The 12,543-nt window shown below is 56.4% G+C and carries 14 protein-coding genes; 3 read left to right on the forward strand and 11 right to left on the reverse strand.

The features are described 5' to 3' along the window. The first annotated feature begins 123 nt into the window (after positions 1-123). Together codB and OOJ60_RS08485 are read left to right on the forward strand one after the other, a co-directional pair. A complete protein-coding gene (gene codB, locus OOJ60_RS08480; protein ID WP_042291930.1) occupies positions 124-1,374 on the forward strand; it encodes a cytosine permease in 1,251 nt (416 codons plus the stop codon). Continuing rightward, positions 1,364-2,647 carry a cytosine deaminase gene (locus tag OOJ60_RS08485; RefSeq protein ID WP_205612388.1) on the forward strand — a complete coding sequence of 428 codons (1,284 nt, stop codon included), beginning with the start codon at positions 1,364-1,366 and terminating at the stop codon, positions 2,645-2,647. The genes codB and OOJ60_RS08485 overlap by 11 nt, the downstream gene beginning before the upstream one ends. Before the next feature lie 62 nt (positions 2,648-2,709). Here OOJ60_RS08485 and nanQ read toward each other — a convergent pair whose 3' ends face one another. The 11 genes from nanQ to zapE all read right to left on the reverse strand — a co-directional run bounded on the left by nanQ (position 2,710) and on the right by zapE (position 11,949). Continuing rightward, positions 2,710-3,177, reverse strand: a complete 468-nt coding sequence (gene nanQ / locus OOJ60_RS08490) for an N-acetylneuraminate anomerase (RefSeq protein ID WP_181822473.1) — start codon at positions 3,175-3,177, stop codon at positions 2,710-2,712. Continuing rightward, on the reverse strand, positions 3,174-4,049 hold the full coding sequence (gene nanK, locus OOJ60_RS08495) for an N-acetylmannosamine kinase (protein ID WP_181822472.1): 876 nt from the start codon (positions 4,047-4,049) through the stop codon (positions 3,174-3,176). The genes nanQ and nanK overlap by 4 nt, the downstream gene beginning before the upstream one ends. After that, positions 4,046-4,735 carry an N-acetylmannosamine-6-phosphate 2-epimerase gene (locus OOJ60_RS08500; RefSeq protein ID WP_042291938.1) on the reverse strand — a complete coding sequence of 230 codons (690 nt, stop codon included), beginning with the start codon at positions 4,733-4,735 and terminating at the stop codon, positions 4,046-4,048. The genes nanK and OOJ60_RS08500 overlap by 4 nt, the downstream gene beginning before the upstream one ends. Before the next feature lie 47 nt (positions 4,736-4,782). After that, positions 4,783-6,273, reverse strand: a complete 1,491-nt coding sequence (locus OOJ60_RS08505; RefSeq protein WP_042291941.1) for an MFS transporter — start codon at positions 6,271-6,273, stop codon at positions 4,783-4,785. A 111-nt stretch (positions 6,274-6,384) separates the two neighbouring features. Then, positions 6,385-7,278 carry an N-acetylneuraminate lyase gene (gene nanA, locus OOJ60_RS08510; protein ID WP_042291944.1) on the reverse strand — a complete coding sequence of 298 codons (894 nt, stop codon included), beginning with the start codon at positions 7,276-7,278 and terminating at the stop codon, positions 6,385-6,387. A gap of 121 nt (positions 7,279-7,399) precedes the next feature. Then, entirely contained in the window at positions 7,400-8,182 is a 783-nt protein-coding gene (gene nanR, locus OOJ60_RS08515; protein WP_042291946.1) for a transcriptional regulator NanR, read from the reverse strand. A gap of 118 nt (positions 8,183-8,300) precedes the next feature. Then, entirely contained in the window at positions 8,301-8,798 is a 498-nt protein-coding gene (gene sspB, locus OOJ60_RS08520; protein WP_042291947.1) for a ClpXP protease specificity-enhancing factor, read from the reverse strand. A 5-nt stretch (positions 8,799-8,803) separates the two neighbouring features. After that, a complete protein-coding gene (gene sspA, locus OOJ60_RS08525; RefSeq protein WP_042291949.1) occupies positions 8,804-9,442 on the reverse strand; it encodes a stringent starvation protein SspA in 639 nt (212 codons plus the stop codon). A 304-nt stretch (positions 9,443-9,746) separates the two neighbouring features. Continuing rightward, complete coding sequence (gene rpsI, locus OOJ60_RS08530) at positions 9,747-10,139, reverse strand: 30S ribosomal protein S9 (protein ID WP_000829818.1); 393 nt, start codon at positions 10,137-10,139, stop codon at positions 9,747-9,749. 15 nt (positions 10,140-10,154) lie between these two features. Next, a complete protein-coding gene (rplM, locus tag OOJ60_RS08535) occupies positions 10,155-10,583 on the reverse strand; it encodes a 50S ribosomal protein L13 (protein WP_000847556.1) in 429 nt (142 codons plus the stop codon). Positions 10,584-10,824: 241 nt separating this feature from the next. Further along, entirely contained in the window at positions 10,825-11,949 is a 1,125-nt protein-coding gene (zapE, locus tag OOJ60_RS08540) for a cell division protein ZapE (RefSeq protein WP_042291953.1), read from the reverse strand. A 192-nt stretch (positions 11,950-12,141) separates the two neighbouring features. Between zapE and zapG the strand changes: the two genes are divergently transcribed. After that, positions 12,142-12,540 (forward strand): Z-ring associated protein ZapG, encoded by a 399-nt coding sequence (gene zapG / locus OOJ60_RS08545; RefSeq protein ID WP_042292056.1) that lies wholly within the window; start codon positions 12,142-12,144, stop codon positions 12,538-12,540. The last annotated feature ends 3 nt before the right edge of the window (positions 12,541-12,543 follow it).

The following is a 12,543-nucleotide window of genomic DNA, read 5'->3' on the forward strand; positions in this document are numbered from 1 at the left end:
AACCCTGACCTGACGATGCCTTCTTCTTTTCAATGCTGAATCCAGCCCTACGGAAACGTTTGCATTCACCAGAAAAATGTATATCATGCGGCGGATTTTTTGGCCAAAATTCAAGGAGGCGTTGTGTCGCAAGATAACAATTATAGCCAGGGACCCGTCCCACTGACGGCGCGGAAAGGTGTCATTCCATTAACGTTTGTAATGTTGGGATTGACGTTTTTTTCCGCCAGTATGTGGACTGGCGGCACGCTCGGCACCGGTCTTTCCTATCATGATTTCTTCCTGGCAGTTCTCTTCGGTAATCTTCTCCTCGGTATTTACACCGCTTTTCTCGGTTACATTGGCGCCAAAACTGGCCTTTCGACCCACCTCCTAGCCCGCTACTCATTTGGTGTGAAAGGCTCATGGCTTCCCTCCCTGCTATTAGGCGGGACGCAGGTAGGCTGGTTTGGGGTTGGCGTGGCCATGTTCGCAATCCCGGTAAGTAAAGCAACGGGAATTGACGTCAATATCCTCATCGCGGTTTCCGGCCTGCTGATGACCATGACCATTTTCTTTGGCATCTCGGCGCTGACGGTGTTATCGATCATCGCCGTTCCGGCGATTGTCATCCTCGGCAGCTACTCCGTGTGGCTGGCAGTGGACGGCGTGGGCGGTCTGGATCACTTAAAAGCGATCGTGCCGCAGACACCGCTCAATTTTTCAGGCGCGCTGGCGCTGGTCGTCGGCTCGTTCATCAGCGCCGGGACGCTCACCGCCGATTTCGTCCGCTTTGGCCGCAACGCGAAAGGCGCCGTACTGGTCGCGATGGTGGCGTTTTTCCTTGGCAACTCGCTGATGTTTATTTTCGGTGCCGCAGGCGCCGCCGCGGTGGGCCAGGCTGATATCTCTGACGTTATGATTGCTCAGGGCCTACTACTGCCCGCCATTATCGTTCTTGGCCTGAACATCTGGACGACCAATGACAACGCGCTCTACGCATCGGGTCTGGGCTTTGCCAACATTACCGGGCTCTCCAGCCGCACGCTGTCAGTAGTAAATGGGATTATCGGTACGCTCTGCGCGCTGTGGCTGTACAATAACTTTGTCGGCTGGCTGACCTTTCTGTCGGCAGCGATTCCCCCCGTTGGCGGGGTGATTATCGCCGATTATCTGATCAACCGCCGCCGCTACGCCAACTTCCACAACGCAACTTTTGTGACGGTCAACTGGGTCGCCATCTTGTCAGTCGCGCTCGGCGTGGCAGCCGGGCACTATCTCCCCGGTATTGTGCCGGTGAATGCGGTCCTCGGCGGCGTATTCAGCTACATCCTGTTAACCCCATTCGCCAGACGAACCTTTGCTAACGCCCCGGAGGCCACCCATGCAGAATAATAATACGCTCACGATTCGTCAGGCCCGCTTGCAGGGGCAAGAAGGGCTATGGCAGATCGCGATTGAAAACGGACGATTCAGCCGTATTGAACAGCAGGAAACCGCCTCAGCGCCTGCAGGTCAACAACTTGACGCCGAAGGCGGGTTGGTGATTCCGCCTTTCGTCGAGCCGCATATTCACCTGGATACAACGCAAACAGCAGGTGAACCAAGCTGGAACCAGTCGGGTACGTTATTCGAAGGTATTGAACGCTGGGCAGAGCGTAAGGCGCTCCTCACCCACGAAGACGTTAAGACTCGCGCAATGCAGACGCTGAAGTGGCAAATGGCCAACGGTATCCAGCATGTCCGTACTCACGTTGACGTCTCCGATCCCACGCTGACGGCGCTTAAAGCGATGCTGGAAGTGAAGCAGGAGGTTGCCCCATGGGTCGATCTGCAAATCGTGGCGTTCCCGCAGGAGGGCATTCTTTCTTACCCCAACGGCGAGGCATTGCTGGAAGAAGCGGTGAGGATGGGCGCGGACGTAATTGGCGCGATCCCCCACTTTGAATTTACCCGCGAGTATGGCGTTGAGTCGTTGCATAAAACGTTCGCACTGGCGCAGAAGTACGACAGGCTGATCGACGTGCACTGTGACGAAATCGATGATGAGCAGTCGCGCTTCGTTGAAACCGTCGCCGCGCTGGCGCATCGTGACGGGATGGGCCCACGCGTCACGGCCAGTCATACCACGGCGATGCACTCTTATAACGGCGCGTACGCGTCCCGCCTGTTCCGTTTACTGAAAATGTCGGGCATTAACTTCGTCGCTAATCCGCTGGTGAACATTCACCTGCAGGGCCGTTTCGACACCTATCCTAAGCGCCGCGGCGTGACGCGGGTGAAAGAAATGCTGGAAGCGGAAATCAACGTTTGCTTTGGTCATGATGACGTTTTCGATCCGTGGTATCCGCTGGGCACCGCAAACATGTTGCAGGTGCTGCATATGGGATTACACGTCTGCCAACTAATGGGATACGGACAGATTAACGATGGGCTAAATCTGATCACCAGCCACAGTGCGAAAACGCTCCACCTGCAGGATTACGGCGTGAAGGTAGGACATTCGGCGAACCTGGTGATTTTACCGGCTGAGAATGGTTTTGATGCGGTTCGTCGTCAGACGCCTGCGCGCTATTCCATCCGCCACGGAAAGATCATTGCCGAGACGGTTCCCAGCCAGACAACGCTGCATCTGACGCAGCCAGAAGCGGTCACGTTTAAGCGGTAATGTGCTGAAGAATATTGCCGGATAGCGGAGTCATCCCTGTCCGGCCTGTAAATGCATCCGGTCTAAACGGCCAGCAAACTGGCTCGTACCTTCACCACCACTTTCTTAATTTCGCCTGGCTCCTGAAATACACATCCTGGCTTATGCGGCTCTCCCGGCATAAACACGGCGAACATCCCCGGTTGCAGGGTGACCGACTGTTCGTCTGCGATTTCACTACACAACTGGTAATCCTCTTCTTCATGCATCTCTTCGCAACGTCGCGCCGCGCCGTTCACGCCAAAGTGAATGCGCTCTTTCCCCGCTAACAGCAGCTGGATATCGATATACTGCTCGTGCAGCTCCGCTTTCTTTTCCGTCGGCGACTGCGTGAAAAATTCCATCACATTCATAAAAATATTGTCGCTCTGCAGCGCATAGCGACCAGGCGCTTTTTCCTGCGGCCTTGCCGCCAGCGCGAGCGTCAGCGCATCCAGAAGCACAGGATGCAAACCTGCGGACGGTAACGAACGAACTTCACCCAATATCATAGACGTTCTCCTTGAGCCAGCAGCGCTGCGCCCAGTAACCCTGCATCGTGTCGGTAGTGCGCGGCGGATAATGCAACGTGATAGACCGGCGGTTGTTGGGCCAGAAAATCGCCGACCTGCGTCAAATAACCTTCCGCCAGTCCGACGCTGCCGCCCACCACTACCCGCTGGCAGTCGGTGATCGCTTTGACATCGGCGATCAGCCGCGCCAGTACTTTCGCCGAGCGCGTAACCAGCTGTGCCGCCTGCGCATCCCCTTCCGCCGCGCGTGCAAAAAGGGTTCTGGCGTCGCAACCAGCAAGATCCCCTTGCGCGGCGGCGGCAATGCCGCGTCCCGAGGCAATCGCCTCCACGCAGCCAATCCGACCGCAGCCGCACCGTGGGCCGTTCGGATCCGCCAGGGTGTGTCCGAGATGCCCGGCCAGCCCTCCGCTACCGGTCAGCAGTTTGCCGCCGCTCACCACCCCGCCGCCCACACCGGTCGACACGGTGATAAACACCATATCGCGGGTCGCATCGGCCAGCGCATGGTATTCCGCCCAGGCCGCTGCCTGCGCATCGTTGACCGCCAGGGTCGGTAACCCGGTGATCGCTTTTACTGTTTCAACTAGCGGAAAGTGTAGCAACCCGCCGAGATTTTGCGGGTTAATCGCCAGCAGGCTACCGTCGCGAATTATCCCGGTTGACGCGACAGCAACCCGCTGCGCCTGCGCCTGCAGCGGCGCAATCAGTTCCGCGAGCGCTTCGCGCAGGGCATCTGGCGTTTTACTGGCGGGCGTTGGACGTTCAATTCGTTCGCGGATCTGTAAATCCTCATCCACCCGGGCGGCGGCGAGTTTGGTGCCGCCAATATCAATCGCCAGCGTCGTCATAGCACCGCCTTTTTCAGCGCCGCGTTGTACCACCCGCAGATGTGTTCCAGACGCGTAATCGCAGACCCCACCGTCACCGCCCAGGCGCCGTGACGCATCGCCTCCGCGGCCTGCGCTGGCGTGTTGTAGCGCCCTTCGGCAATCACCCGACACCCGGCGTCGCTCAGGGTTTTGACCAGCGCCAGATCGGGCTCTTCTGGCGTTTCCGGCGTCGTGTAACCGGAAAGCGTGGTGCCAATCATATCCGCGCCCCGCTGATGGCAGGCCAGTCCGTCCTCACGCGACGCGCAGTCCGCCATCGCCAGACGCTGATGATGATGGATCCTCGCCAGCAGCGCGTCCACAGGAACCGGTCGCACGCGATCGGTTCCATCAAACGCAATAATATCCGCCCCGGCCTGCGCCAGCGCATCGACATCGTCCAGAAACGCAGTGATGCGCACAGGAGAGTCGTCTAGATCGCGCTTGAGGATGCCGATAATCGGCACGTTCACCACAGCGCGCGTTGCCCGTACATTGTCGATTCCTTCAATACGCAGGGCGACCGCCCCCGCCTGCTCCGCCGCCAGCGCCATCGCCGCAACGATGTCCGGCTTATCCAGCGGACTGCCGGGAACCGGCTGACAGGAGACAATCAGGCCGCCGTTTGCGGCGATGCTTTTATCCAGTTGAGCAAGTAACGACATACTTCTTCCCTTCCAAGTGTTACCCGGTACGAGACCGGGTAAATGGCTTAACTTTTACCTTTCGCTAACGCGCTTTTATCGCCGCCGAGCGGTACGGCGCCGCTGAACGGTTTACCATCAATGGCGTCGTGCGTACGTAATGCTTCCGGGCGCAGCCAGCGCTGCACGCGGGACGGCATATCCAGGCCAATCAGCAGGATCACCACAAAGGTCAGGCTAAACGAGAGCGATCCCAGCGCGGTACCCAGATCCAGACGCTGGGCGATAAGCGCGCCGAGGATCGGGGCCAACGCGCCGCCCAATGCCCCCACGTTGTAGGTGAAGCCCAGGCCCGCCGCACGCTGATCGGTGTCAAAATAACCACCGATCAGCTTCGGTAAGATCCCGGAGATCCCCTGCCCTAACATCTGCTGGAAAAACAGTAGCAAACCGAGCACCCAGACGTTTGTGCCGCCAATCGCAAACACCGGAATGATCAATACTTGCGAGGCCAGCAGACTGCAGACATAGGCTTTGCGCGTGCCAAGCCAGTCGCCGAGGAAACCGCCCACGCAGCAGCCGACCGCCGCGCCAAAGCCGCTAAAGAACAGCACGCGCGCCACGGTTGACGGATCGTACGCCAGTTCGGTTTTCAGATACGTTGGCAACAGCGCCTGGATAGGCCATGAATAGAGGAACGCAAACAGCACGACGACCATCAGCATCACCCCTGTCGGCCAGCGCTTGCCGCTGCTTTGCACCATGAAGCTGATAAAGATAACCGCACACAACAGGCCAAGCACGGCAACGATCGCCGCATTTTGCAGGTTGCCGGCAAAGCAGAACCACAGCGCTGTTGCCGCCGCGATCGTCATCAATACGTTGACGACGCGATGCTCGCCCCGATAGAGAATATCGACCATCGTGCGCACCGGCGCTTTGCCTTCATGCTTCTCTTTCCAGTCTTCGGCTTCCGGAATGTTTTTACGCAGCCAAAGGGCAAAGACGATTGGCAAAATGCCGATAAAAAACAGTGCACGCCATCCCCAGACAGGAACGACAAGGCTATAAACCTGTGCGGCAACCACCGCACCGACGGAGAAACCGGAAATCAGAAAGCCGCTGGCTTTGTTACGCAGATGTTTCGGCCAGCTTTCAATGACGTACGTGGCGCTGGAGCCGTATTCCCCCGCCATGCCCATGCCGATCACCAGTCGGGCGATAAACATGGTGGTGTATCCCGGCGCAAAACCGCAGGCCAGGGTTCCCACAGAGAACATAATGATGCTGGTGACCATCGCCAGACGACGCCCGTAGCGATCGCCCATCGCCCCCAGCATCAGCCCGCCAAACCAGCGGGAAATAAAGGCCGCCGAAATCAGGCTTGCCGCCTGTACCGTCGTCAGCCCAAATTCGCTCTGTACTTCGGTCAGGACAAGGGCGATTAACACAAAGTCAAAACCATCCAACAAATATCCCAGCCATGCGGCAGAAAACGCCCGCCATTGGGCGCGATTGAGATGGCGATACCACGGGATGCTTTGGGTACACTTACTCATAACACTCTCCCGATAATTTTTGCTGTTATGCCGGACGGCGGCGTTGCCTTATCCGGCCTACAGAGTATGTTTTGCAGGCCGGGCAAGCGAAGCGCCCCCGGCTTTTCACGGTTACGCCTTCTCTGCCAACAATTGCTGAGCCAGCGCCTTCAGTTCCGGTAGATAGCGTTCGTCTACCGGGGCAAACGGCTTACGGCACAGCGGGACGGACAGCACGTCCATGTAGTGCAGTACCGTTTTCAGCCCACGGAATACCCCGGTTTTTATCAGCAGATCGATAACCTGATTACACTCGGTTTGCAGTTGTTGCGCAGCCTGAATGTCACCTGCCTTGAGCGCCTTTACAATGCCCTGGTAGCGCCAGCCCATAATGTTATAGGTGCTGCCGATCCCACCATCCGCCCCCGCCAGCAGGCCGGAAGCAAAAATCTCATCGTAGCCGTTGTACAGCACCAGATCCGGATGCGCGCGACGGATTTGCTCCATCTGATACAGATCGCCAGAAGTTTGCTTCAGCGCGCCGACGCCCGGTAGCGTCACCAACGTGTTGATCTGATCCAGGCTGAGCTTCACGCCGCTGAGCGCCGGGATGTTATAAACCACCATGGGTAATCCCTCTGCCGAATCAATGATTGCCCGATAGTGGTCGCAATGCTCCTCAAAACTAAACGGATAGTAAAACGGCGTCACCGCGGAGACAGCGTCAAAACCATAGCGATGCGCCGCCCGGGCGAGCTGTTGGCTTTCCGCGGTACTCACCGTTCCCACATGGGCAATCAGCGTGACGTCGCCCTTCGCTTCTTCAGCGACAACTTCCAGTACCCGCTCTCTCTCCGCGACGCTCTGAACGAAGGCTTCCCCGGTCGACCCACCCACATAAAGCCCATCGATGCCCTGCGAGACAGTAAAGCGCACCAGACGGCGCAGACTGTCGATATCCAGCTGCTGTTGCGAATCGAAAGGGGTTAATAACGCTGGCATTACGCCTCGTAACTCTTTTGCCATACCGACCTCTGTCGCTGTTAGTGTTATCTGATTGCATACCTTTATACCTGTTATACCAGATCAAATAAGCAGCAGTGCAATACAGCGTGCTTATATTGCGATCTGCTTCACTAAAGGATCGTTATTTTTTAGATCGAGACTGTTGTCCGAGGGCGTGCCAGGTGGCGGAGACGCTATTGAGATGGGTTTGTAACGCACGATCGGCTTCGTCAGGATCGCGTTGACGAATCGCTTCGACGATCGCGATATGCTGCTGATAGCTGACGCTATTATGCTCATGAAGCTCGCGATCAGGTACCGTTGGACGCGCGGCGATCAGCCAGTCGAGCAAAGCGACATGGATCGCCATGAAAATCGGATTACCGGGGATCTCCGCCAGCACGCGGTGAAAATCCACGTCGGACCGGATAAACAGCGCGTTGTCATCCAGCGACTGGCTGTTGAGTTCCAGCGCTTTCGCCAGTAGATCGATCTGCGCGTCAGTGGCGTGCTCCGCGGCGTAGCGCACCAGACTCGATTCAAAAAACAGCCGCAGTTGTTCGAAGTGGGCAATGCCTCCGGGATGGGCGAGGAAATCTTTCGCCATGCCGGACAATTCGCTGATGATCGTGTCGGCGGAAGGACGGGAGACACGGGCGCGTTCACCATTGTTGATCTGCACCAGCCCTTTACGCTTGAGCGCCGCCAGCGCTTCACGCACCGAGGGGCGTCCCACGTTGAAGAACGCCATCAGCTCACGCTCAGACGGAAGCTGTTCGCCCTCGCCAAATTCCCGACGACGAATCATTTGTTCCAGTTCTTCTTCCACCATCTCAGAGAGCTTTTTCCGCGCCAGCGGACGTTTTCGCAGACTACGACCGATAAGGGCAGACGAATTTTCAGCTTGTGAATCAAATGTTTTCATAAGACCTGATCAGCACGTTACGGGAATGTATAGCAGCTTCATCCTAACACAGGATCGAAATAAGGGGGAAACAGGGCGGCAGGCACAAAAAAACAGGCTCTGACGAGCCTGTTTGACATCACTTCACCACGCGAAGCGCTGGTCGTCCACCGCGCGGCGGCGGATCGTTATCCGGATTGTCGTCGTCATCACGATCCGGCTTATCGCCGTCGATAACCGACATGACGGTTTCGCTCTCAGCGCCAGACGCCGCGTCATCATCATTCAGGCTGGCAACGTCTTCGTCGTACGCCGCTTCCGGTTCAAACATCGTTCCGGCGCCGTTCTCACGCGCATAAATCGCCAGCACTGCCGCCAGCGGGACGGAAACCTGGCGCGGTACGCCGCCAAAACGCGCATTAAAACGCACTTCGTCGTTGGCCAGTTCCAGATTCCCCACCGCGCGCGGGGCGATATTCAGGACGATCTGACCGTCGCGCGCATACTCCATTGGAACATGCACGCCAGGCAACGTCACATCCACCACCAGATGCGGCGTGAGCTGGTTGTCGAGCAACCACTCATAGAAAGCACGCAGCAGATAAGGACGACGTGGTGTCAGCTGTGACAAATCCATAGGCATTAACCCCGGCCGAGGCGCATTTCACGTTCAGCTTCGGTTAAAGAAGCCAGGAAAGAGTCACGTTCAAAGACGCGGGTCATATAGCCTTTCAGCTCTTTCGCGCCCGCACCGCTGAACTCAATGCCCAGGATCGGTAAACGCCACAGCAGCGGCGCCAGGTAGCAATCGACCAGACTGAATTCATCGCTCAGGAAGTACGGCTTCTGACCGAAGACCGGCGCAATCGCCTGCAGTTCTTCACGCAGTTGCTTACGCGCGACGTCCGCTTCCGAGGCAGACCCGTTGACGATGACGTTCATCAGGGTGTACCAGTCTTTTTCGATACGGTGCATGTACAGGCGGCTTTCGCCACGTGCGACCGGGTAAACCGGCATCAGCGGCGGATGAGGGAAACGCTCATCCAGGTATTCCATAATGATGCGAGATTCCCACAGGGTCAGCTCACGATCCACCAGTGTCGGGACGCTCTGATTCGGGTTGAGGTCAATCAGATCCTGAGGTGGATTGTCCTTCTCCACGTGCTCGATCTCAAAACTCACACCTTTCTCAGCCAGCACAATGCGGACCTGATGGCTATAGATGTCAGTAGGACCAGAAAACAGCGTCATTACCGAACGTTTGTTGGCAGCGACAGCCATGAAAACCTCCAGGTATATTCAGAATTTTTACTGCTACCAGCCACCGCGTGGCCAGCCAGAAGTGATGTCACCCACATCGGAAAGGTCATCATCGTTCAAAAAGCAAACAAAAAATGAGCAATACCCGATATTTGGGCAGAAAATTGGATGATAGTTTACCAGATTTTGTGACCTTTGTGGTGAGTCGATTCCGGAAATGGGGAAAAAGAGGGAGTTGTCAGGGGATTACGCCCGATTTATCCATAAAAAAACCCGCCGAAGCGGGTTTTTTCGCCAAGAGTCTTCTGCCAGAGGCAGAGAACCATTAACGTTTGGAGAACTGCGGACGACGACGTGCTTTACGCAGACCGACTTTCTTACGTTCAACCTGACGAGCGTCACGAGTAACGAAGCCAGCTTTACGCAGTTCAGAACGCAGAGACTCGTCGTACTCCATCAGAGCGCGGGTGATACCGTGACGGATCGCACCAGCCTGACCAGAGATACCACCACCTTTAACAGTGATGTACAGATCCAGTTTCTCAACCATGTCGACCAGTTCCAGCGGCTGACGAACTACCATGCGAGCAGTTTCACGACCGAAGTACTGTTCCAGAGAACGTTGGTTGATTACGATTTTGCCGTTGCCCGGTTTGATGAACACACGAGCTGCGGAACTTTTGCGGCGACCAGTGCCGTAGTATTGATTTTCAGCCATTGCCTATAATCCCGATTAGATGTCAAGAACTTGCGGTTGCTGTGCCGCGTGGTTGTGCTCGTTGCCAGCGTAAACTTTCAGTTTACGGAACATAGCACGACCCAGCGGGCCTTTTGGCAGCATGCCTTTAACCGCGATTTCAATCACACGCTCAGGACGGCGAGCAATCATCTCTTCAAAGGTCGCTTGTTTGATACCACCGATGTGGCCGGTGTGATGATAGTACACTTTGTCAGTACGCTTGTTGCCGGTTACAGCAACTTTGTCAGCGTTCAGAACGATGATGTAATCACCGGTATCTACGTGCGGAGTGTATTCCGCTTTGTGCTTACCGCGCAGGCGAAGAGCCAGTTCAGTAGCCAGACGGCCCAGAGTTTTACCGGTCGCGTCAACAACGTACCAGTCGCGTTTTACGGTTTCTGGTTTAGCTGTAAAAGTTTTCATTAAAAGCTTACCCAATAAATAAGTTACACGTTGGTGAACACCCAAACGTTTAGTCAGTTGAGGTTCACACGACAAAGTCCGGCAAACCTACCCCTTCGAATAGCCAATGCCAGCACACAAAAAGTTTCGGGAAAAAAACTTTCTTGTAACGTGGGGTCGCAGGATTATAGAGAAGTCGGGGTCAAAGATCGACCCCTTTTTGTGATTTGTGTAACGGTCATCCGCGCCGGAGGGCGAGCGTTCAGGGCATATGCTCCCGCTTGAGGTACTCCTCGCTCTGCATCTCCTGCAACCGCGACAAGCAGCGCTGGAACTCGAACTTCAGCCGCTCCCCCTGATAAATATCATATAAAGGCACCGCCGCGCTGATCACCAGCTTGACATGGCGTTCGTAAAACTCATCCACCAGCGCGATAAAGCGCCGCGCTTCGCTCTCCATCAGCGGCGTCATCACCGGCACATCGAACAGCATTACCGTATGGTAAAGGCGCGACAGGGCAATGTAGTCATGCTGGCTGCGGGCGTCGACGCACAGCGTGTCGAACGACACCGCCAGCGTTTGGTTTTCGGCGCCCAGCGTCGGCAGCGGACGGTGATTGATTTCCAGCGTCGGCCCCTGCTCGCGCTTCACCCCTGCCAGCGCCAGCCACAGCGTATCCATCTGTTGCCGCGTTTCATCGTTAAGCGGTGAAAGCCACAGGTGCGCCTGGGTCAGGGTTCGCAGGCGATAATCAACGCCCGCGTCCACGTTCATGACGTCGCAATGTTGCTTAATGGCATCAATGGCGGGAAGAAAGCGTGCGCGCTGCAGGCCATTACGGTACAGCTCGTCAGGCGGAATATTCGAGGTCGCCACCAGCGTGATACCGCGGGCAAACAGCGCTTTCATCAGCCCGCCGAGCAGCATCGCGTCGGTAATGTCGGAAACAAAAAATTCGTCAAAGCACAGCACGTCCGTTTCGGCCTGAAAACGGTCAGCGATCGTTTCCAGCGGATCGCTCTGCCCCTGGAGCGCCGTCAGTTCTTCATGGACGCGCAGCATAAAACGATGAAAGTGCAGACGCTGTTTACGTTCGCCCGGCAGACTATGGTAGAAAAGATCCATCAGCCAGGTTTTCCCACGCCCGACGCCGCCCCACATATATAAGCCGCGCACCGGGACGCGCTGCGTCACTTCTCGTTTTCCCAACAGCTGGCCGACGCGGGCCATAAAGCCTTTCACCGGGGCGGCTGGCGGCGTCTTCACCGTTAGCGCCTGATAGATCGCCTCCAGGCGGTTAACCGCCTCTTTTTGTACGTCGTCGGGTTGGTGGGTGCCGTCGTTAATGGCTTTCAGATAACGCGATGTGGGGGAAATGCTTTGCATGATGTTATTGTTATTCCTTGAAAATCGGTGTGCCGTCGTTCACGGTTGTCGAAAAAAAGGCCGTTCTACACTACGCGATATACACGTGGGATTCCACTTCTGCGGGATTAGCGGTTATAGTGGCTATATCAGGCGCGGGCATGGAGCCTAAAGCCAACACCCTACGGAAACAAAAGACAACGGGAGATGTTCATGACCTGGGAATATGCGCTAATTGGTTTAGTCGTCGGCATCATCATCGGCGCCGTAGCCATGCGTTTTGGTAATCGCAAATTACGTCAGCAACAGGCGTTGCAGTACGAACTGGAAAAGAACAAAGCTGAGCTGGAAGAGTACCGTGAAGAGCTGGTGAGCCACTTTGCCCGCAGCGCCGAACTGCTGGACACCATGGCCCACGATTACCGCCAGCTGTATCAGCACATGGCGAAAAGCTCCAGCAGCCTGCTGCCGGAACTGTCTGCAGAGTCGAATCCGTTCCGTAACCGCCTGGCGGAGTCTGAAGCCAGCAACGATCAAGCGCCGGTGCAAATGCCGCGTGACTACTCTGAAGGCGCATCCGGCCTGCTGCGTAGCGGCGCAAAGCGCGACTGATCG

The sequence above is a fragment of the Citrobacter sp. R4 genome (assembly GCF_026719175.1).
GTDB lineage: Bacteria > Pseudomonadota > Gammaproteobacteria > Enterobacterales > Enterobacteriaceae > Citrobacter_A > Citrobacter_A sedlakii.